24 protein-coding genes are annotated in these 19,194 nt (G+C 52.1%); 11 read left to right on the plus strand and 13 right to left on the minus strand.

From position 1 onward, the window contains the following. Positions 1–389 precede the first annotated feature (389 nt). The 6 genes from VGA14_RS00265 (at position 390) to VGA14_RS00290 (ending at position 5,754) form a co-directional block, all read left to right on the plus strand. Positions 390–869, plus strand: a complete 480-nt coding sequence (locus VGA14_RS00265) for a pyridoxamine 5'-phosphate oxidase family protein (RefSeq protein ID WP_331001733.1) — start codon at positions 390–392, stop codon at positions 867–869. A 473-nt stretch (positions 870–1,342) separates the two neighbouring features. Then, entirely contained in the window at positions 1,343–3,070 is a 1,728-nt protein-coding gene (locus VGA14_RS00270) for a PKD domain-containing protein (protein ID WP_331001734.1), read from the plus strand. Continuing rightward, positions 3,046–3,318, plus strand: coding sequence for a DUF3006 domain-containing protein (locus tag VGA14_RS00275; RefSeq protein WP_331001735.1), 273 nt, complete (start codon positions 3,046–3,048; stop codon positions 3,316–3,318). Before VGA14_RS00270 ends, VGA14_RS00275 begins: the two co-directional genes overlap by 25 nt. A gap of 150 nt (positions 3,319–3,468) precedes the next feature. Next, positions 3,469–3,777, plus strand: a complete 309-nt coding sequence (locus VGA14_RS00280) for a hypothetical protein (protein ID WP_331001736.1) — start codon at positions 3,469–3,471, stop codon at positions 3,775–3,777. A gap of 182 nt (positions 3,778–3,959) precedes the next feature. Beyond that, complete coding sequence (locus VGA14_RS00285; RefSeq protein WP_331001737.1) at positions 3,960–4,475, plus strand: DUF2299 family protein; 516 nt, start codon at positions 3,960–3,962, stop codon at positions 4,473–4,475. 973 nt (positions 4,476–5,448) lie between these two features. Then, positions 5,449–5,754, plus strand: coding sequence for a P-II family nitrogen regulator (locus VGA14_RS00290; protein ID WP_331001738.1), 306 nt, complete (start codon positions 5,449–5,451; stop codon positions 5,752–5,754). Positions 5,755–6,108: 354 nt separating this feature from the next. Here VGA14_RS00290 and VGA14_RS00295 read toward each other — a convergent pair whose 3' ends face one another. Both VGA14_RS00295 and VGA14_RS00300 read right to left on the minus strand, forming a co-directional pair. Beyond that, the gene (locus VGA14_RS00295; protein ID WP_331001739.1) at positions 6,109–6,282 is read right to left on the minus strand and encodes a hypothetical protein; all 174 of its coding nucleotides are present in this window, start codon (positions 6,280–6,282) and stop codon (positions 6,109–6,111) included. 291 nt (positions 6,283–6,573) lie between these two features. Beyond that, positions 6,574–6,786, minus strand: coding sequence for a hypothetical protein (locus VGA14_RS00300; protein ID WP_331001740.1), 213 nt, complete (start codon positions 6,784–6,786; stop codon positions 6,574–6,576). Positions 6,787–6,903: 117 nt separating this feature from the next. On the opposite strand from VGA14_RS00300, the gene VGA14_RS00305 reads away from it, so the two are divergent. Then, entirely contained in the window at positions 6,904–7,119 is a 216-nt protein-coding gene (locus VGA14_RS00305; RefSeq protein ID WP_331001741.1) for a hypothetical protein, read from the plus strand. Positions 7,120–7,147: 28 nt separating this feature from the next. Here the strand turns inward: VGA14_RS00305 and VGA14_RS00310 are convergent, their stop codons facing one another. Both VGA14_RS00310 and VGA14_RS00315 read right to left on the minus strand, forming a co-directional pair. Beyond that, positions 7,148–7,837, minus strand: a complete 690-nt coding sequence (locus VGA14_RS00310; protein ID WP_331001742.1) for a DNA alkylation repair protein — start codon at positions 7,835–7,837, stop codon at positions 7,148–7,150. Continuing rightward, entirely contained in the window at positions 7,834–8,046 is a 213-nt protein-coding gene (locus tag VGA14_RS00315) for a DUF167 domain-containing protein (protein ID WP_331001743.1), read from the minus strand. Before VGA14_RS00315 ends, VGA14_RS00310 begins: the two co-directional genes overlap by 4 nt. 92 nt (positions 8,047–8,138) lie before the next feature. On the opposite strand from VGA14_RS00315, the gene VGA14_RS00320 reads away from it, so the two are divergent. The 3 genes from VGA14_RS00320 to VGA14_RS00330 all read left to right on the plus strand — a co-directional run bounded on the left by VGA14_RS00320 (position 8,139) and on the right by VGA14_RS00330 (position 12,266). Next, the gene (locus VGA14_RS00320) at positions 8,139–9,251 is read left to right on the plus strand and encodes a CAP domain-containing protein (RefSeq protein ID WP_331001744.1); all 1,113 of its coding nucleotides are present in this window, start codon (positions 8,139–8,141) and stop codon (positions 9,249–9,251) included. Between the two features lie 335 nt (positions 9,252–9,586). Further along, a complete protein-coding gene (locus VGA14_RS00325; RefSeq protein WP_331001745.1) occupies positions 9,587–11,392 on the plus strand; it encodes a M3 family oligoendopeptidase in 1,806 nt (601 codons plus the stop codon). Beyond that, positions 11,379–12,266, plus strand: coding sequence for an arsenic resistance protein (locus tag VGA14_RS00330; protein WP_331001746.1), 888 nt, complete (start codon positions 11,379–11,381; stop codon positions 12,264–12,266). The genes VGA14_RS00325 and VGA14_RS00330 overlap by 14 nt, the downstream gene beginning before the upstream one ends. On the opposite strand, the gene VGA14_RS00335 is transcribed toward VGA14_RS00330, so the two are convergent. The 5 genes from VGA14_RS00335 to VGA14_RS00355 all read right to left on the minus strand — a co-directional run bounded on the left by VGA14_RS00335 (position 12,263) and on the right by VGA14_RS00355 (position 15,359). Next, the gene (locus tag VGA14_RS00335) at positions 12,263–13,120 is read right to left on the minus strand and encodes a CoA ester lyase (protein ID WP_331001747.1); all 858 of its coding nucleotides are present in this window, start codon (positions 13,118–13,120) and stop codon (positions 12,263–12,265) included. The two genes, VGA14_RS00330 and VGA14_RS00335, sit on opposite strands and share 4 nt — an antisense overlap. 38 nt (positions 13,121–13,158) lie before the next feature. Then, positions 13,159–14,217, minus strand: coding sequence for a zinc-binding dehydrogenase (locus VGA14_RS00340; RefSeq protein WP_331001748.1), 1,059 nt, complete (start codon positions 14,215–14,217; stop codon positions 13,159–13,161). Positions 14,218–14,286: 69 nt separating this feature from the next. Then, the gene (locus VGA14_RS00345; RefSeq protein ID WP_331001749.1) at positions 14,287–14,562 is read right to left on the minus strand and encodes a DNA-binding protein; all 276 of its coding nucleotides are present in this window, start codon (positions 14,560–14,562) and stop codon (positions 14,287–14,289) included. A 1-nt stretch (position 14,563) separates the two neighbouring features. Further along, on the minus strand, positions 14,564–15,019 hold the full coding sequence (locus tag VGA14_RS00350) for a 30S ribosomal protein S19e (protein ID WP_331001750.1): 456 nt from the start codon (positions 15,017–15,019) through the stop codon (positions 14,564–14,566). Positions 15,020–15,053: 34 nt separating this feature from the next. Continuing rightward, on the minus strand, positions 15,054–15,359 hold the full coding sequence (locus VGA14_RS00355) for an RNase P subunit (RefSeq protein ID WP_331001751.1): 306 nt from the start codon (positions 15,357–15,359) through the stop codon (positions 15,054–15,056). A gap of 85 nt (positions 15,360–15,444) precedes the next feature. Between VGA14_RS00355 and VGA14_RS00360 the strand changes: the two genes are divergently transcribed. Then, positions 15,445–16,104, plus strand: a complete 660-nt coding sequence (locus tag VGA14_RS00360; RefSeq protein ID WP_331001768.1) for a ribosome biogenesis protein — start codon at positions 15,445–15,447, stop codon at positions 16,102–16,104. Between the two features lie 2 nt (positions 16,105–16,106). Here the strand turns inward: VGA14_RS00360 and VGA14_RS00365 are convergent, their stop codons facing one another. From VGA14_RS00365 to asd, 4 genes are all read right to left on the minus strand, one after another. Then, positions 16,107–16,481, minus strand: coding sequence for a hypothetical protein (locus VGA14_RS00365; RefSeq protein ID WP_331001752.1), 375 nt, complete (start codon positions 16,479–16,481; stop codon positions 16,107–16,109). Positions 16,482–16,583: 102 nt separating this feature from the next. Next, a complete protein-coding gene (locus tag VGA14_RS00370; RefSeq protein ID WP_331001753.1) occupies positions 16,584–17,477 on the minus strand; it encodes a heme o synthase in 894 nt (297 codons plus the stop codon). 52 nt (positions 17,478–17,529) lie between these two features. Then, positions 17,530–17,994 carry an Lrp/AsnC family transcriptional regulator gene (locus tag VGA14_RS00375; RefSeq protein ID WP_331001754.1) on the minus strand — a complete coding sequence of 155 codons (465 nt, stop codon included), beginning with the start codon at positions 17,992–17,994 and terminating at the stop codon, positions 17,530–17,532. A gap of 118 nt (positions 17,995–18,112) precedes the next feature. Beyond that, positions 18,113–19,189 carry an aspartate-semialdehyde dehydrogenase gene (asd, locus tag VGA14_RS00380; protein ID WP_331001755.1) on the minus strand — a complete coding sequence of 359 codons (1,077 nt, stop codon included), beginning with the start codon at positions 19,187–19,189 and terminating at the stop codon, positions 18,113–18,115. Between the last annotated feature and the right edge of the window lie 5 nt (positions 19,190–19,194).

Consider the following 19,194-nt stretch of genomic DNA (forward strand, 5'->3'; position numbering starts at 1 on the left):
AGCACGGCGGCATACGCGGATTGACTCCACAGGAGAGGTGGTTGCAATCGTTAAATACGCCGGTCAGGAACCGGAATCGGCTGAAAAAGTGTTACCTATGTCGGTAACTGAAAGTGTTACCCATCTGGGTAAGTACAACAATTAACCCTTACTAGCTTTGAGCAGCTTCACTTCAGTAGGGTCTACTTTTAGAACCGCTAGAGGCACGCAAACCGCTGGCCCCCGTTTTGTCCCAAAATTTTCCCGTACCTCTCTGGGCCCACCGTCAATTGCATCAATCTGCAAGACCGCAATATGCTTTTTTCAGTGTATGAAGAACCTTTGGATAGCAAAGTAGCACGTATACTCTCAACGCTTATATCAAAAGACGCCTCTATTACCAGGTACATATGGCAATGCATCTAATTCAGGCCATTCCTGGCATGCCCAAACCTGTCACCGAAGCTGAAGTTAATGGATTTCTCCAGGCCAGGCTTAACATGCAGTTGGCTACCATTGACGATGCGGGCTATCCGAATATTCAGCCCGTTTGGTTTTATTATGACAAGGATTCTGGCAAGGTATACACCGGAACACAAAAAACTACCAAGAAGGTTCAAAACATACGTAGAAATCCTGACAAGATCTATTTCTCAATCGACGACGAGAACTCTCCTCCCAAGGGAGCAAAGGGAAGGGGAGAGGCAATCATCTCTGAAGACATACAAAAGAATGTTTCAATCATGGAAAAGATGAACTTGAAGTACCTTGGCACCCTTGAGCACCCGCTAGCCAAGATGCTTATGGAAAATGCCAGAAATGGCGTAGAAGTAGTGATTGAAATCACGCCCAAGTTCTTCTCTGCATGGGACTTTGGCAAGGCACAATAACCCAGTATCCAGAGTTAAGCGGTAATAACATCGATCTCCTTTACTAACATGGCCCTCTATCCGTCTATGTTGAACTGAATTCAGATACCACGTTTGGAATTCCGACCTGGTACGAAGGAAAGTGGAAATCGTGATTCTCCTTATTTTTCCATTTGACGCCTTAATATTTCTTGTAAGCATCTTTATCAAATCCGATCCAACTGCTGCTCTTGCAAGAATCAATGGCACTGTACCGGGATGTTTCACCTCGAACTGGTCTGCGATAAAGTTTACAAAATCCCTAAATGGAGCTGGAGGGGAATCTGAGGCAATGTAGGATTGATTTTTCTCGTCAGAGTCGTTTGAATAGTCAATCATCATTGAAATATTGTGTTCTAACTAACCAGAATCGCCGTGAGTTTAGGATTGATTCCTCTTGTTACCGACTTCATCTTGCCAAAGGGCATATTAGATGGATACCGTATCAAAAAGAAATGAAGCGAACCCTTTCGCTATTAACGGCTCTCATTCTACTTCTCCCTGCTAGTTCTCAAAGCTCTTATGCTCAGATTGACTCTATCCTGATTAATGAAGTCGAACTAAATCCGCCAGGTAACGATAATTTGAGCAGCGTTTCAGAGTGGGTAGAGCTGTACAATCCCACCATCAATGCGATAAACATAGGGGGATGGATATTAAGCTCGACCGCTGGCAGCATTGCTACCCTCCTAGTCGGGGCCGGCACAGTCATTCCAGCTGGTGAATACCTTTTGATAGCAAGAGCGTCGCAATGGCTTGACAACTCGGGCGAGGTGATAATCCTGGCTAACTCTAATGGAATCCAAGTCGATCTCGTAGGGCCATTTTACGATAATGAGAATGACTCCCATTCATGGCAGAGATATCCCAATGGCAGCTATGAATGGGCGTTTCGTTCTAGCACTCCAGAGGCGTCAAATGGTGTGAGCGTTCTCCAACCAAAACCCAACAGCCCGCCCGTTGCAAACGCGGGGCCGGACACGGCCGTAGACGAAGGAACAACCGCCTTCCTAGATGGATCAGCCAGCTACGATCCTGATTCTGATGCCTTATCCTATTCTTGGATCCAAGCTTCGGGCCCGTCAGTCCAGATCTCTGCCTCAAATGCTGCTACCACGTCTTTTATTGCACCAATGGTTAGCCCGGATACTTCGCTTAGCTTCACATTGAGAGTTACGGACTCGGACGGTGCATTTTCGCAAGATATTGTCACAGTCAGGGTTAGAAATATTGCGCAGGAACCTGTAACTGTAACAAGTGTCGTCGAGGATCAATATGCAAATCAAGAGCTGAAAATAGTATTCATCAATGTGGGACAAGGAGATTCCACGTTGATAATCCTTCCTAACGGCAGAGCCATGTTGATTGACGGCGGGGAACCTAACCAGTTCCAAACGGTACTTGCGACGCTTCAAGAGCACGGAGTGCCGAAGATAGATGTCGTGGTGGCTACCCATCCACATGCCGACCATATGGGCGGATTGATAGGCGTCATGAGCAATATCGAAGTCGGTAAGGTCATAGACTCCGGGCAGATTCACACGACAACAACCTTTGAGGATTTTCTGGATGCGATCGACTCACATCAGATACCCTTGACATCAGTACACGAGGGCGATACCATAAACATTGACCCATACGTCAGTTTGGTAGTGCTGAACCCGCCAACGTCCTTGCCAGAAGGCGCACATAACGAGGAGAACTTTAACAATAATTCAGTGGTCATCAAGATGACCTATGGCGAATTTACTGTTATATTTCCCGGAGATATAGAGCAGGAGACTGAATCCCGGCTGTCTGCCGAGGAGATTGATGTCGATGTTCTCCTGGCATCGCATCATGGAAGTAGAGGCTCAAATTCGCTCGCTTATCTCAACGCGGCTTCTCCAGAAGTGACGATTGTATATGCAGGGGCTGGCAATCCTTACGGTCATCCTCATCAAGAAGCACTTGAACGGATAGAGTCTAGTGGAGTGGACCACCTTTTCCGCACAGACATTGATGGCTCCATCATATTGACAACATCTGGCACGAATGAATATACGCTGGAGACGCAGGGTAGCAACAAAACAGTAGTTGTACCAGAGTTCAATACTGTAGTCTTGATTGCCAGTATTGCCTTGGTCTCGATAATCATAATGACCAGCAGGAACACGAAATGGAAATCATTAAGGCTAGTTTAGATCGGTTCGAAGGTGATTTTGCTGTAGTCTATTCTGATGATGACAGCAGAAAGTTCGATGTTCCAAAAGCAATGGTATCGGAGTTAAAGGCCGGCTCAAGAATCCTAGTGTACTTTGAAAACGAAAGCGTCGTTAAGGTTGTGCTTGACACAAGAGAAACGAATGAAGCAAGGAAGAGGATTATGAAAAAATATCGTAGCTTGAAGAACGGTCAGCATCTCGATTCGGGACACGATCCAAAGATCTGATAAGACAGGAGGGACCGGTAACTTGACGCGTCATGTTGCATTACGAGACAAGAGCAAGGGCCAGCTATCCGGGGAGTCTAGTCAAGGCCTCTCTAAGATAAGTACCGCAAGTGAAAGCTAATATGCAAACAAAATAACACACCCTTGAGGATGGAGCACCTAATATTCCATCATGATGGCAAAGAATACAGAATGTATAATGTGCTAACACTCGACGAGATTAAAACGATCATGAAAATGGCTGAAGAGAGGGATAGAAAGCTGAACGCTCTCAACGCCAAATCGACGAGAGAATACTTTGAAGACACAGACAAGATGGTAGCAGCTACTTTAAGAAGGTGCTTTCACATGACAGACAGGCAAATAGAAGACATGGATCCGATCGAACGTCGAAGTTTGGGAAGTGCTTTTATCAAGTTCCTTGCGGCTGCGAACAACTTCTCCAACCTTGCACCGTAGAGCATACGAGCTGACACAGACTTTGGCAGCCCACCACACCAAAGCATTCGAAAATGCGGCATCAACGTACGTTTCATCGCTAACACCAAACAATGCCAAGTATATCAGTGCCAAATATTATCTCCTCAGGCTCGTCATGTGAGTTGAACTATTTATTATGGTCAGCTCAAAGAACAAATGTATTGGCTTCTAGCGACGAGAAGGCAAGGTATCAGCAGGCCTATGAACAGTGGATAAGATCAAACGGGGGATCAGTCGTCGTGCAGACCAATCCTGCTGCTTTTTCAGATTCCATCTTCACTCATCCAAACAAGATGACAGTATCCATCCGCCAGCCAAAAGATAGCTCTGATAGGATAATTCTTGCAGCCAATCTAAGTATTCCTCGTGAAACACAGCAGCTGATAATCTCATTCCCCGAGCTTGAACAGGCAGCTTTTTCACATGAAATAGCGCTGTTAATGATCCAGATAGGGGTCCAGTTTAGCTTCCGGATCCAAGAGAACATTTTGCAGGGAATTACTGTAGAAAGAACGATCTACGGAGAAAGTATGACCAAGCAAGTGTTCTTTGATAATCTATATCGGATCATCGATGCACTTGTAGCGCTCCAGTTGAAGTTTCAGCAAATGTTGGGTAGCGGTGGATTAAAGAGAACTACTGCAGGAAACGAGACTGCCACCTCATTCTACGGCTAGAAAAAGACTGTATCAAGGTCAGGCCAAAGGATCGCTTGACAAGCAGACTGGGAAAGAAATCAACGATATGCTGAATGCATCAATCTTTCTATATAAACAAACGAGATGTCGGGACCTTGCACTTACCTCTTGTTTTATACCTATTTGTCCTATCCTAGTGTAGATGGGCGGACTTGGGTTATGCCTTTGTTGCAAGACAGACCAGCTGCTTACTGAGCATTATGTTAAGGAAATCAAGGAGAAAGTCATGATTTGCAGGGACTGCCATGATGTGATGGATGGATATATGAATTTGATTGAAAGATACAGCCAGCTATTTGTAAAGGATCGACAACCGCAAGTCGGCAAGGGTCCTTCTCCAGCACCGAAGAACGTTGACGAATATAAGAAATAACAATTACGAAGGTGCTTCTGGCTACGACGTCACTGCCGAACCATCCACCATCCTGCTAAGCGAGACGGCGAAATCATTGACTACCCTGATCACTCAATACAAGAAGGAAAAGTTCTGAGCAGCGTTATGGTGATGACTTGGGGATCGTCCCGCCATCGCTATTCACGCACAACACCAATAGAGTGTAAATGCAGGCTTCATGCTTTCTATTGCCGTTCACTACGAAAGATATTTGATTCAGGAACTACTCATAGTCTATTAACAATTTCTTGAATTCTTACTGTAAAAGGCATCTGCAAATTGTCTCCTCTGCCATATACCACAATCAATTGTCCTTTTATCGCGTTCCACTTAAGGACAACGCCAACTTTGAATTTGGAAGGTAAGGATTAAGGTACTGTTAGCTTTGAATGTGTCGGGAGTCAACGAGAACATTGGCACCACCCGGTAATCTACTTATGAGAACAGAAAAACAATCCTTTTCTATAACTACTCACCAACCTCTACAATGGGCAATCTAGAATCAACTATACCCTCTGAAGTAAAAGGGAATAGGCCAGCACGAGGTCGAAAATCTTGATGAAAAGAATAGCAGTGAATCTAAGGCCGGAGAGAGTGGATGGAGTGATTGCAGCTCTCAGGGGATTAAAGCTTGAAGCAACAATATATGACGTGAAAGGCGCAGGAAAAGAAAAGGAAAGAGTTACTTCGGGCAGGGGGATGGGTACCACCGAGCTTGCGTATACCACAAGGAAACTTGTAGCTACCGTAGTAGATGGTGGACGCCTAGACGACGTGATAGATGCGATTAAAGGAGAACTTGCAGGAAAGGCGGGCCGAGTAGTAATCATGGTCTCACCAGTAGATGATCTCATCGAAATCTAGGCTTGTCGGAAAAGAGATAAAGTCCGCGGTGTATTTTCCTGTTTGAGATAGTTGAAGAAGCGGATAAGCTGACGAAAGTGTGGCTATAGATTCAAGCGGCCAACTATCGCTAGCGATAACCCGACTATTTCCCAGTGTCTTTGCGGTGTTCTCCCCAGAGCCAACATCTCTTTTGCCTCTTCCACCTCTAAGCGTAGCAACGTTGTGGACATACGGTTCCTCGACCAATGTTTTGATTGTAGACTCGACATCCTGGTCAACAAATTCAGACCTCACGTGCTTATCGAATATTGCACCTAAGTTGGCATTGTGGGTTTTCCGAACGTGTAGCTAGATGTCTACACCTTGGCGGTATCAGGACTCTCGGTACTCTTCTAGAAAGTTCTCTTTTACCCTCTCGACTAGGCTCCGAAGTTCTGAGTTATCATTGAGCTCGTTTAGCCTTACTGACGAAAAGCCCAGAGATTCAAGCTCGCCAACAAGATAGCTTTGTTCGTGCACACTGGTCTCGGCGTAAGTTCGGGACATGAGAGTATATACGACATCGATATTATTTAGGTTATGCGCTTCCATAAAATTATTCTAGAATCTGGTTTTGCTTAGGCACTCACTCATTTGACAACTTGAAAGCACAATAGGAAGGAGGGCTTGACCTCGCCACCATCAATGGATCAGGCAAAAATACTTGTTGGGGAATAACCAAGCGTCGATTGGCATTAAGCGTAGATTGAGCGCTGCATGGACCAATGTGCATGGATGTATACCCGTTTGGGTACGCGACCCACTGACCCCACTTTTCGCCAAGGTGATGCCAGTCCATTATCCCGTCTTGCCTTTTGCAAAGAATTTCTCGTTGTTGCCTACAGCCCGGTCTTCCCACACTACAAAGATGCTGTCGCCAGCAACGGCTATCGAGGAGCATTCCAATATTGCCGCATCGTTGCTCAGGTTTAGGGCGTCGATAAAAGCATTGCCGTCCGCGGTTGACACCAGCAGGATCTCCTCAATGTCAGACGACGCCGCTTGGGCCACGACAGAATACTATTTCAGGAAAAAAGACGCAAAGCAAAAGACCCCCATTTAGGACTTTTGCGTCGTAAGCAAGTAAGGCGACATGATAAATAGCGCCCTGTTGAAATAATGCCGGAGTTGAGCGAAGAAAGCGACGAGCTCCGGAGGCTGTTGGAGATTGTTTCAGACAAGGGCCTCAAGGCTCTCAGCGTTGCCGAGCTTGACGTGCTCCGCACCCTTTTGGAGGCGAAGGATTACGGTGGCAACAAAAAGGCAGACGGGTCAAAGAAAAAGCTGATCCGACGGATAAACGCGGAAATCTACAACAAGTATTCGCCCCGCAGGTTTTTGTAAAACAATCGACTATCGAATTGTCGTTCTATCAGACCTTCCCTTCAAGATAGGCGCGCCTCTTGCGCTCCGGGAACTTTTCTATTGCATAGCGGAGCATCGTGCGGGGCATCTTTTTGTAGTACTTTCGCAAGAACGTCTCTTCGGTTTTTGCGTCGCGCTTGCCTATTTCCCGGAGCATCCACCCTACAGCCTTGTGCATCAGGTCGTGCTCGTCGCACAGGAGAATTTTAGAGATTTTCAGTGCATCGCGAAAGTCACAGTTGTGTATGAAATGAAACGTTGCAAGCATGGCAGCGCGCCGCTCCCACAGCACCCGTGACTTTGCAAGCCTGTACAAAAGAGACCTGTCGCCTTTTTCCAAGAACGGCCCCAGTATCTTAGGCGCAGTGAGATCGACCAGATCCCAGTTGTTCACCTTCCCTAAGTTGTCGAGGTAGAATCTGGCAACGTTCTCGGGATCGAGCTTGAATTTGTCGACTAGGATCAAGAGCGCGACGAGCCGCTCCTCGTGTATCTTTGAATAGAGAAGCTCCCTGACCTCGTCCATGCCTGCGCCCGCGTGCTTTTTTGCAACTTCGCGTGACTGAGGTACAGTGATGCCAAGGAAAATGTCGCCTTGCCCGTACTGGCCGGGGCCGGTCTTGAAAAAGCCTTGAAGCACCCGGGCCTTGTTTGGGTCGCTAAGTGTGCGCAGCTCTTTTCGAAGCTCTTCTATCATACAGATATGTCAACCAGTTTTTTTCTCGACGTGTGCCCTGAAACGATCCTCACGTTTTGCGCCGGCACGCCAAAGTGCTCCGCCAGTTTTTTCACGAGCTCCCTGTTGGCCTTTCCGCGCTCCGGCTCTGACTTTATCCCTACCTCGATCTCGTCGCCTTCCACACTGACGCCGCTTCCCCCAAACCGCACGATGACGCGGTACCGCATCAGTACAGCCTTTCTTATGGCATCTAATATGTGTGTAGAGCGATCCTGCGTAAAACATTATACGCAGATCGGGAGCCACCAAAGGTGATCGCATGGCCGACGAGCGCATCTACTGCATATGCGGCGAAACCTACGAAGCCCACCTTGCTGCGTGCCCCAAGTGCAACGCGCCAAACAGCTATTTGGCTGTAAAGCAGGGGAGGGGCGTCAAGGTAGCGGCAGTGGTTGGGATAGGTACTGCCGTGCTGGCAATTCTGATTCTGCTTCCCGAGATAGTGACACTCAACCAAGCAAACCCGCTCCAGATGGCGATAACAATATTGCAGCCGCAGGAAGTCGGGCCGACGACAGTTCCGCAGGAGGGGCTGGTCGAGCGCGCCCTTGCGGCAGTCAATGGCGACAGAGCCACTTTTGGCCTGCCGCCGGTGCAGTTGAGCGCAAACCAGGCGGCGCAGGTCCACGCGGAGGACGTCTACGCAAACAAGCAGATATCCCACTGGCTGTCAAACGGCGAAAAGCCCTACATGACGTACAGCCGGCTCGGAGGCTCCGGGAGCGTGCAACAGAACGTGGCCATATCCGGTTTCAGCCAGGCCGAGTACGACAGGTGCGTGTCATCTTTCCTGCTCTGCGAAAGGATCGACCCGCTGGCTGCCATCGACGAGCTGCAGCACGAGATGATGTACAACGACAAGGAATGCTGCAACGACGGCCACAGGGAGAATATACTCGACCCCAGTCACACGCATGTAAGCATAGGCATAGTCTACGACGACTATTATTTGGCGCTTGTCCAGAACTTTGAAAACGACTACGGCCTGCAGGTGGAGATCGATGGTACAAAAGTCAGCATAGCAGGGCCCATGCCCAGCGGCTCTGAACTAGAGCACATCGTAATTTACTATGACCCCCTGCCCACGGTGGCCACGTACGAGGAGAACAAAAACATGCTTGCCTATGACTCAGGCCAGCTTGCAGCCTCTGTGTTTCAGCCGCTGCCTGCCGGCTTTCATTATCAGCAGACAGCGGATCACGTCGTGATAGAGGCGCGGAGCTGGGAGAGCGAGGGCATGGTTGACGTGAGGTTTGACATTTCGCAGGCTATCAAGGAGCCCGGCGTCTACACGCTGTACGCGATGTTTGAGAAAGACGGCGAGCAGTTCGCCGAGACCTCGCATTCTATATTTGTCGGGTCTGTAAGTTGAAACAGCACGGGAGCGCAGGCATTATCATGCACACAGTCGCGAGCCAAATGCGCCCGGTGCGTGCATATTGCTCGCCTGCTCCGTTCGTCCATGCTGAAACTCGCTATGCGAGCAACTGTAATATGGCATTTCAGTTATTTAAGCCAGCTGGCAATTTTTTCTATAGGCTTCGTTAATTCATTTAAACTATGTAGACCCGCTATCCGCATCTAGTTGCCATCTTACTGCCCCAAAAAAGAAGCGACCGCGCACGTTTGTTCCACTTGAAACGCGCGCCCCCCCTTCCCAGCAGAACTGATGCAAGATACATATTTGACCGGCGCGGCTCTATCGCGGTGAATTACGCCGCCCTCAAGGTTGGCTCCTGGGACCTTTCCGGCCTCGTCAAGGATCCTACGAGCAACGAGTTCAAGCAGTTCCTCTCGTCGATCGAAAGCCGCGTAAAGGCGTGTGAGGTCAAGAGGCAAGCCTTGCGCCCGGATATGCCCGCTACAGAATTTGAGGGCATGATCCATGAGATTGAAGACATTTATGAAAAACTCAGCGTGGCGGCAGGCTTTGCGCACCTGCGTTATTATGCCAACACGGCGTCAAACGAGGCCTCGGCGCTTGTGACTAGAATGGACAAGATGTCGGCCGACGTGGCAAACAGACTGCTCTTTTTCGACCTCTGGTTCAAAAAGCAGGTCGACGACGCAAACGCATCAAGATTAATAGACGGCGTTTCGCCGGTCTACCACGAATACCTGCGGCACAAGCGGCTCCTGGCAAAGCATTCGCTGTCCGAGTCGGAGGAAAAAGTCATAAACACACTTGAAGTCACGGGCACCGGCGCGTTAGTGAAAATATATGACAAGATGGCCTCAGCCTTTGAATTCGAGATGAAACTAAGGCGCGGCAAAAAAGTGGTCGTCAAGAAATTTCACAACAAGGAAAAGCTGGTCTCGTTAGTAAGGAGCTCGGACCCAGCCGAGCGCGAGGCCGCCTACAAATCATTGTTTTCAGTCTACAAGAAAAACTCAGGCGTCCTGGGCGAGATCTACCAGAACATAGTGGTCGAGTGGCGCGACGAGGGGATATCTATGCGCGGCTACAAGAGCCCGATATCAATAAGGAACGTGGGCAACAACCTCGACGACGGCACGGTCGAGGCCCTGCTTGCAGCTTGCCGCAAGAACAGCTCTGCATTTCAGGAATATTTCAGGGAAAAGGCAAAAATGCTTGGAACAAAGAAACTGCGCCGCTACGACCTCTACGCTCCATTGTCAAGAAAGAGGTCTGGCAAAAAGTTCGCTTACGGCAAGGCCGTCTCGACCGTGCTTGACACATTTGGCAGCTTCAACCCGGAGGTGCGCCGGCTCGCCGGACGGGTGTTCGAGGAACGTCATGTCGACTCGGAAATAAGGAAGGCCAAGATGGGCGGGGCGTTCTGCCACACGGTCAGCCCCAAGATAACGCCCTACGTCCTCCTGAACTTTGACGGCCGGACCCGTGACGTGTCAACGCTTGCCCACGAGTTTGGCCACGCGATTCACACCATGCTTGCGCGGGACCTGCCCCTTACCGTTTCGCACGCGCCGCTGCCGCTTGCAGAGACTGCCTCCGTGTTTGCAGAGATGCTGCTAAACGAGCGGCTGATGGAGGCCCTGCCGGCCGGAGAGCGCCGGCTCTTGCTCGCAGAGCAGATAGACGACATGTACGCCACTATAATGAGGCAGGCTTATTTCACGCTCTTTGAGATAGAGGCGCACAAGGCCATAGGCGAGCAGGACGTGACCATTGATCAAGTGTCGCGGATATACTCTGACAACTTGTCGGAGCAGTTTGGTGATTCCATCCAAGTCGCCGACGAGTTCCAGTGGGAGTGGGTCTACATACCGCACTTTTACCACACGCCGTTTTATTGCTACGCGTATTCGTTTGGCAACCTGCTCGTACTATCGCTGTACAGGCAATACAAGCTGGAAGGCAAGTCGTTCGTGCCAAAGTACTTCGGCATCCTTGCCGCCGGAGGCTCCCGTAAGCCGGAAGAACTGCTGATGGAGGCCGGCTTCGACATATCGGGGAAAGAGTTCTGGCAGCAAGGCTTTGACCTTGTGCGCGAAAAGATACAGCAGCTGAAAGGGCTTGCGCCAAGGTAAGGACGCGCTCCTTGCATCCGCCATATCCGGCTCCATTCTTGCAGGCATCTTCCTGCCACAGGCAGGCATGGTCGTCGGGCCGTACCTGCTCGTGTGGCTTGGAGCGCTCCTGTTCCTCAACCTGCTCAAGCTCAGCCCCAAGGACCTTGCAGGGACGTTCTCAAGGCCTGGCCCGCTAGCAGCACTTGCGGTAGTAAAGCTGGTCGCGCTGCCCCTTGCCATGTACGCTATCGCGTATTTTCTCTACAGGCCGTTTGCACTCCCGGTGCTCCTGCTATCCGGGATATCGACTGGCCTTGGCGCACCCTTTGTCGTAAGCATTGTCGGCGGCCGGCTGCCGCTCATAGTTGGTATGATAACGGTGACGTCGCTTGCCGTGCCGTTCGTGCTCCCGTCGCTTGTCCACGCGCTAGTGGGCTCGGAGTTTGATCTGCCGCTTGCGGACATGGTAGTCCTACTGCTGCTTGCGCTTTTTATCCCACTTGGGGCCGGCTGGCTGACCAAGAAGTACGCGCCTTCCACGTCGCGCTTTGCCGACGAGAACTCGTTCGTCCTCTCGTTGGTTTTCGTGGTGCTCATAAACATGGGCATGTTCGCAACGCTTTCAGAGTACTTTTTCACTGAACAGCTTTTCGTGCTCCAGACGCTTGCCGCGTCGTCGCTTGCCTACGCCGCCTTTGCGGTCGCGGGATATGCATGCTCGCCATTTGGCGAGCGCACGGCAGGGCTCATATCGATGACCTACGTCAATAACACGCTTGTCATGGTCTTTGCGGCCCAGTTTTTCGGGCCACAGGTCGCGGCCCTTGCAGCCATCTACAACTTGCCCTATTACGCCGGCATCCTACTCCTCAAGAAAATAATAGGCCGCTAGCTCTCGCTTGCGTTCAGTATCGCCTTTGCCTGCTTGTAGTGCACGGCATCTATCATCCTGCCCTCAAGCCGCACGGCGCCCCTGCCACTCCCCTTCTCCATAGCCTCCCCTAGTGCAGCAACCACCTTCTTCGCCCACTCGATTTCGGCCTTGCTGGGCAGAAACACTTTGTGCACCGGCTCTATCTGCCCCGGGTGGATTATGCTCTTGCCCGAATACCCGAGGCTCTTGGCAATTGTCGCGTCTTTGACTAACCCGTAGGCGTCGTCCACCTTTTGCCAGATAGCGTCTATTGCGTGCACGCCGGCGGCCCTTGCGTCCACCGGGATTTTCGCGCGAGCGTACGCGTATCCTGTCGCGTCATCCTCGTCATAGTCCATGCGCATGTCGTGCAAGAAATCAAAGACGCCGAAAACAAGTGCGTTCACCCGCTCATCCGCGCCCGCTATCGAGTAGGCGTTCACGACGCCCCTTGCAGTCTCTATTGAGGGCATCACTGCTATCCTACCAAGGCCCCTCTCTTTCTCAAGGCCTGTGATAATCCTAATTATTTCTGCCGCCTCGCCTGCGTCGTTCACCTTCGGGATGACCACGCCGTCGATCCCCTTTTGGAGCACTGCCCTCAGGTCCGCAGGGACAAGGCCCGACTCGAACGAGTTCGTCCTGACGTAAACCGGGCTCCGGAATTCCTGCCCCTTGCCAGGCGCGCCGGCAATGCTTGCGCGCGCGGCGTCCTTTTCGTTTGCAGGGACGGAATCTTCAAGGTCCAGGCAGACGACGTCGGCGGTAAGGGTCCGGGCCTTCTCTATAAAGCGCGCGCTGTTACCTGGCACGAATAGGAGGCTTCGGAACATCAACTTAAGGAAAGGAAAAGAGGGGAAAAACGTTTCCCTTAGAGCTTTTGCGGGGTCGTCAGGATCTTGCCAAACTGCTGGGCCTCTGCCATCATGATGTGGCCCTTGACCATGTCTGAGAACGGCAGCGTCGTGTCGATGACCGGCTTTATCTTGCCCTTTGAGACCCAGTACATCACGTCCTCAAGCTCCGCCTTGGTACCCTGCGTCGAGCCGAGGAGGTTTGTGCCCTTGAAGAAAAGGTACCTGAGGTCTATGGTAGAGTCGTAGCCGGTGGTTGCACCCGTTGCGACTAGCGTCCCGCCAATCTTCAGCAGGCCCACTTCCTGCGGAAAGGTTGACTTGCCGATGTGCTCAAAGACCACGTCGACTCCGGTCTGGCCGAGCTCTTTTGTTATGCCGCGGACCTTCTTGTACCAGTCTGCTTCCCGGTGGTTGACCGCATAGTCGGCGCCAAGGCCGAGGCACTTGTCCATCTTGTCCTTGTTGCCTGCAGTTGCAATCACCGTGCAGTTGTAAAGCTTGGAAATCTGGATACCTATCGAGCCCACGCCGGAGCCGCCGCCCATTATCAGCACAAGTTGCCCGGGTTTTATCTTGGCGCGGCCGACAAGCATGTGCCACGAGGTCATGCCGACCATCGAGGCTGCCGCCGCGTTGTCAAACGAGACGTTGTCTGCGATTTTTACAACGTTGACTTCTGGAAGGTGTGTGTACTGCGCAAATCCGCCCCAGAGTGGGCCCGTCTGGAAGCCCCATATGCTGCGGTCGTTGCAGTCGTATTCCCTGCCGGAAGTGCATGCGTCGCACACCCTGCACGACATGTTAGAGTGTGAAGCGACCCTGTCGCCGACCTTTAGCTTCAGGACTTCGGAGCCGACCTCCACGACGGTGCCGGCGATGTCGCTCCCGGAAATGTGCGGAAGCGGGGTTTTCACGGGCTCGCCCCAGATGGCCCACAGGTCGTTGTAGTTGTAGGCTGCTGATTCTACTTTTATCAGAACTTCGTTTGGCTTTATCTTTGGAACGTCTATATCCTCAATCTTGATGACCTTTGTGGGGTCCTTGCTGTATTCTCGAAATACTGCTGCCTTCATTGGAGCAAAGGCGTCCGACTCAACTTAAATAGTTAACTCAATACCGCGTGGGAAAAGAACGCCTGACGCTTAGCGCCTGTCAAACTTGAAGTCGCGCTTTGGCTGCTGGATGCTCAGCAGGATTTGCTTCAGCTCCGCGTCGGAAAGCGGTCTGTTCAGCCTGCCGGACGACGCTGCACTTATCAAATAGTTTTCAACGGCCGCGGCGAGATCCGGCTTTACCAGTCGTATGTTCGTAAGCCTCTGCCGGGCCTCTGGGTCCAGAAGGGACAGAAGGACGCGCTGGCGCATAGCTTCTGCCTCGCGCTTTCTCGCCTCCTCGTCGCCGGGTTGCGGGACGGACATTTTACGCGTAGCGCTGGAGGGCCGGCGCTACCTTGACGAGCTCCTTGTGGATCTCGGTTGCTAGCCGGTCTAGCCTCTTTGTGCCTTCGCTTGTCACTGCCCTGCCTTTTGCCGGCAGCTTGGTAATGTAGCCGGCTGCTTCAAGCTGCTGCAGCGCGTGTCTAATGACGGCGCCGCCCGCGTCCCTGTGGTGTGCTAGGTTGTAGCCCACCTTCTTGCGTCCACCGTATTCCGCCTTGAGGTCTGAAATGCCTAGCGGGCCGTGGAGGTAAATCTTTCTCAAAAGAGAAGCGCATCTTGTAAACCACCAGTCCTTGTTCTGGGGGATCTTGTCGGCGTGCGAGCCTGTCTTGACAAACGCCGACCATGCAGGAGGCTGCATCTTTGCGTCGTCCTTCAGCTGCTTGGCCAGCCTAGCGATAAGCTCGTCGGCCGGAATGTCGTAAACCTTGGCCATGTAACTCGGGGAATTGCGGAGCCCTTATAAATCCTTATTCTGCCAGCACGCGCCTGTATGTGTGGCCGCACCTAGAGCAGGTCACCCTCACTGCCCTTGCGCTAGAACGTCCGACCCTCACCCGGGCAGTCCTCCCCGGCACTATGAATGCCTTGCACTTTTTGCAGAACAGCTGCCTTATTGAATAGGGCAGCCTCACTCTGTGACGCATGGCGATCTTTTTTGCAAGAATCGCCTGCCGGCCGGCCAGCACCTCGTCCTTTTCGTGCAGGGCCGAGGCTACCAAGATCTCGATGCGCTCCCTCGCCAGCTCTTTTGCCTCTGTCTTGCGGTCCTTCAAACGACGGCCGGTGGCCGTCGCCTCTTGATAAACTCTGTTAATATAAGGCCGTCGTCAATGGCATGCCACGAAGACTACGCTCGTTATCGCAGAGGCCGCCCTTGAAACGGTGCCGGCACAAATAGCAGACCACCCGGCAATCGCAAGCCGCGCACGCAAGCTTGGGCTCAAAGCATCAGAAACATTGCTTGACAGGAGTTACCACCACGCCGCGATGAAGGGCCTGCCTGAGAGCTGGAAGCGCGGGAGGCCGGATATCGTACACTTTGCTCTCATGGAGGCTCTAGCCACCCCGCTCTTTACCAGCGGCGACCTTGACGTTTACGTGCACACGTACGGCAACAAGATCATCACGGTAGCCGGCGGCCTGCGTATCCCAAAATCATATTTCCGTTTTGAAGGCGTCATGGCCAGCCTGTTTAGGGACCGTACAGTGAAAAGCGACGATGGAAAGAAATTGTTAGAGATGCATGACGGCACGCTCGAAGAGTTGGTGCATGACATTGAAGCAGAGAGGGTCGTCGGGCTTTCATCTTCCGGCGTCCAGTTAAGCGCTGAGCAGGTCGTCGCCAAAAACAATACAGACCGCTGCGTTTTTGTCATCGGAGCATTCCCCAAGGGGCATTTCTCTGAAAAAACGACGCAGCTTTTCAGCTGCACATATTCAATACACGATTCTGGCCTTGAGGCTCACGTCGTCATTGCAAGGCTGCTGTACGATTGTGAAAGGCTTGCCCGGATGTAGGCCTACTTCTTGGCCAGGGCCAGAGCTCCGCCTATAATCCCAAGTATCGGCCCTATCACAAAACCCCCCATCCCAAACAGACCCACTATCGACGCCGCGAGTATCCCTATGCCCCACGAGACGCTGCTTTCGGGGCTCTTGTAGATGGCAAGGCCACCTGCTATTGACACTGCACCTGCCACCAGAGAAATGGCGGCCATGGCCGAAACGGCCCCCATAAAGTACCCTCCCATCATCGACAACCCGCCGCCTCCCATCATCGGACCCCACCCGGGCATCCCACCCGAGGTCCACGCGCCAAATAGCGCAAATGCAAACAGTCCGCCTGCTACCATGAATGCTCCGCCGACTATGGCCAGGACTGACGATGACGCCATTTTGCCGCTTCCCGTCTTGATGCTTTCCAACTCTGATCGCATGTACGCCGGCATGCGTCAGATATACGGAGTAGGTGTACAATGCAGTGCAGTGAATGGTGCTTATTTGAAGCCGGCGTCTACCATGAACGCTATGAACAGCGCCATGAGATACGGACTGGAGAACTTGAACAAGGTCCACGACGCCTTCTCGCTCGGCCTTACAAGAAGCCAGATGGACATGGCAAGCATCGCCGCACCAAACACGCCTGCCGTAACAAGATAGATGAGCCCGAACTGGTTGAAAAAGAACGGCAGTATTGAGAACACGACCATCATGACTGTCGTCCCCGCTATGACTCGGACAGACGACTTTTCGCTTGACACCACAGGGAGCATCGGCACCTTTGCGGCTGAATAGTCTTTTTTCACGTGCAGGGCAAGGCTCCAGATGTGAGTCGGTATCCACAAAAACACGAGGCCGGCCATTACAAGGCCTATCTCGATGTTCTGTGTCGTTACTGTCACGTAACCTATTAGAGCCGGCGCGCCGCCGGAAAAGCCGCCCAGGATTATGTTCAACTGGCTGCGCCTCTTGAGCCACTTGCTGTAGACTATGATGTTGTCGAACAGCCCAAAGACCATAAGACCAAACGCCCAGATGTTGATGAACCAGGCGCACGCAAGCGAGATGCCTGCAAGGATTATGCCAAAGGCAAGAGCGTTCTTAGGCTTTATCCTGCCCGACGGTATTGGCCTGCCCTTTGTTCTTTCCATTATTGCATCGATGTCACGGTCGTTGTATCCCGTCAGAGTGTCGGCGGCTGCAGAACCGGCCGCGACCCCGCCGATGACGAGCACCCACATGAGAGGCTCTATCGGTATCTCAAAGAGAAGCGACGCGGTAAGCGCGGCGCCAAAAGCCGTGAATACAAGCAGGTACCAGATCTTGGGCTTGGTGACTTCATAGTAGTCCTTTATCTTGCTGCCCACCGAAACCTGGCGTACTGTGTCCAAAGGGTCGAGATCCGAAGTAGAGGGGTCGTCGATGTTATTTATAGCTTGAAAACTACTTGGCTATCGAGGCGGGGTAGGCAAGCTCGCGGACTGTCTTGCGCATCTCGATAAAGGTCTCGGTCTTTTGCACGCCCTCTATCCTGCCTATCTTTTCAGAGATGAGCTGGTGCATATCGTCAAGAGTGCGCGATGTCATGGTGACTAGGATGTCGAACCTGCCGGTCACCTCCGACACCTCTCTTACCTCCGGGATCTTGAAAAGCTCGTTGAGCACATTGTCGCGCAGCTTCGAGTCCATGTTGATTCCGGTCAGCGCCTTTACGTTAAAGCCCAGGGCTTCGTCGTTTATCACTATCGTGAACTTCTTTATCAGGCCCTTCTTGACAAGTCGCTTTATCCTGCTGTAGACCACCGAAGCGTTGACGTTTATCCTCTTGGAGAGCCGCGGGACTGAAATGCTGGCGTCCTTGGCAAGCTCGCTCAATATTTTTACGTCAAGATCGTCAATCTTTCCCATCGGGGCCGAGCATAACTTAAGAGACGGGGTGTTAATAAACGTATAATATGATGGCAAACGCCGTTTTAATTCAATATTTTACATCGCCGCACGAAAAGATGCCGGTCGGCATCGCGGCCTAGAGGACAGCCTTGCCCTTCAAGAGTTCCGCCAGAAGAACCGCGCCTCTTGCCGATCCCATCTTTTCGTTGTGCGACATGAGCACGTACTTGATGCCGTTGTCAAAGGCCGTGTCCTTGCGCAGCCTGCCGACCACCGTTGTCATGCCGTCGTTGATTTCACGGTCGATCCTTGGCTGCGGCCGCGTCGGGTCGTCGTGGACGATGATGTAGTCCTTTGGCGCGGTCGGAAGCGACTTTATCGAAACGTTCCTTGAAAAGTCCAGCATCTCCTTCTTGACGCTTTCTGCGTCGACCGGCTTTTCGGTCTCGACAAATACGGTCTCGGTGTGGCCGTCAATCACCGGGACGCGCGTGCAGGTGCAGCTGACCCTAAAGTCTGCCGGCGAGATGGAGCGGCCGCTGAACGCTCCCAGGATCTTTTTGGCCTCCACCTGGACCTTCTCCTCCTCCTTGGGTATGTAGGGGATGACGTTGTCCATGATGTCAAGGGCAATAACTCCGGGCGACCTGCCCGCGCCAGAGAGCGCCTGCATTGATGTCATCAGGACCTTCTCTATCCCGAATTTGTCAAGGATGGGTTTTAGCGTGATTGCAAGCCCCGTCGTCGTGCAGTTTGGAAGCGGCGCGATGAAGCCTTTCCAGCCCCGGTTCTTCCTCTGTACGTTGAGAAGCTCTGCGTGGGAGTCGTTTATGCCGGGTATCACCACAGGCACGTCGGCCTCATAACGGAATGCTGCAGCTGTGCTGATGACAGGCGTCGTTTTTGCAAACTTGGGCTCGATGATTTTCGCGTCGTCTGATTCAAGGGCGGTGAATATCAAGTCAAAGTTCCCGGGCTTGATGTCGTCGACCTTGCTCACGACCATGTCCCGGGCGTATTCCGGCACTTCCTCGCGATTATGCCACCTCAGGATGCCCGAACTGGGGTCGCGGATGGCGTCGATGTATTTCTTGCCCGCAGACCGCTCCGAAGCGGCCACCTGCGTAATCTGGAACCACTTGTGCTTGTTCAGGGCCACAATGAACTCCTGGCCCACGGCGCCGGTGGCCCCTATTACTGCTACCTTTAGCATACGTG

Origin of the sequence: Nitrososphaera sp. (genome assembly GCF_036397675.1) — an archaeon.
In the GTDB taxonomy this organism is placed as follows: Archaea; Thermoproteota; Nitrososphaeria; order Nitrososphaerales; family Nitrososphaeraceae; genus Nitrososphaera.

Excerpts from the sequence above, each read along its gene's own strand:
- VGA14_RS00340 (WP_331001748.1), bottom strand. The coding sequence starts at position 14,217 with ATGAAGGCAGCAGTATTTCGAGAATACAGCAAGGACCCCACAAAGGTC.
- VGA14_RS00335 (WP_331001747.1), bottom strand. The coding sequence starts at position 13,120 with ATGTTCCGAAGCCTCCTATTCGTGCCAGGTAACAGCGCGCGCTTTATA.
- VGA14_RS00280 (WP_331001736.1), top strand. The coding sequence starts at position 3,469 with ATGGAGCACCTAATATTCCATCATGATGGCAAAGAATACAGAATGTAT.
- VGA14_RS00315 (WP_331001743.1), bottom strand. The coding sequence starts at position 8,046 with ATGCGGTACCGCGTCATCGTGCGGTTTGGGGGAAGCGGCGTCAGTGTG.
- VGA14_RS00350 (WP_331001750.1), bottom strand. The coding sequence starts at position 15,019 with ATGGCCAAGGTTTACGACATTCCGGCCGACGAGCTTATCGCTAGGCTG.
- VGA14_RS00345 (WP_331001749.1), bottom strand. The coding sequence starts at position 14,562 with ATGTCCGTCCCGCAACCCGGCGACGAGGAGGCGAGAAAGCGCGAGGCA.
- VGA14_RS00365 (WP_331001752.1), bottom strand. The coding sequence starts at position 16,481 with ATGGCGTCATCGTCAGTCCTGGCCATAGTCGGCGGAGCATTCATGGTA.
- VGA14_RS00295 (WP_331001739.1), bottom strand. The coding sequence starts at position 6,282 with ATGTCCCGAACTTACGCCGAGACCAGTGTGCACGAACAAAGCTATCTT.
- asd (WP_331001755.1), bottom strand. The coding sequence starts at position 19,189 with ATGCTAAAGGTAGCAGTAATAGGGGCCACCGGCGCCGTGGGCCAGGAG.
- VGA14_RS00375 (WP_331001754.1), bottom strand. The coding sequence starts at position 17,994 with ATGGGAAAGATTGACGATCTTGACGTAAAAATATTGAGCGAGCTTGCC.
- VGA14_RS00275 (WP_331001735.1), top strand. The coding sequence starts at position 3,046 with ATGGAAATCATTAAGGCTAGTTTAGATCGGTTCGAAGGTGATTTTGCT.
- VGA14_RS00310 (WP_331001742.1), bottom strand. The coding sequence starts at position 7,837 with ATGATAGAAGAGCTTCGAAAAGAGCTGCGCACACTTAGCGACCCAAAC.
- VGA14_RS00290 (WP_331001738.1), top strand. The coding sequence starts at position 5,449 with ATGAAAAGAATAGCAGTGAATCTAAGGCCGGAGAGAGTGGATGGAGTG.
- VGA14_RS00320 (WP_331001744.1), top strand. The coding sequence starts at position 8,139 with ATGGCCGACGAGCGCATCTACTGCATATGCGGCGAAACCTACGAAGCC.
- VGA14_RS00270 (WP_331001734.1), top strand. The coding sequence starts at position 1,343 with ATGAAGCGAACCCTTTCGCTATTAACGGCTCTCATTCTACTTCTCCCT.
- VGA14_RS00265 (WP_331001733.1), top strand. The coding sequence starts at position 390 with ATGGCAATGCATCTAATTCAGGCCATTCCTGGCATGCCCAAACCTGTC.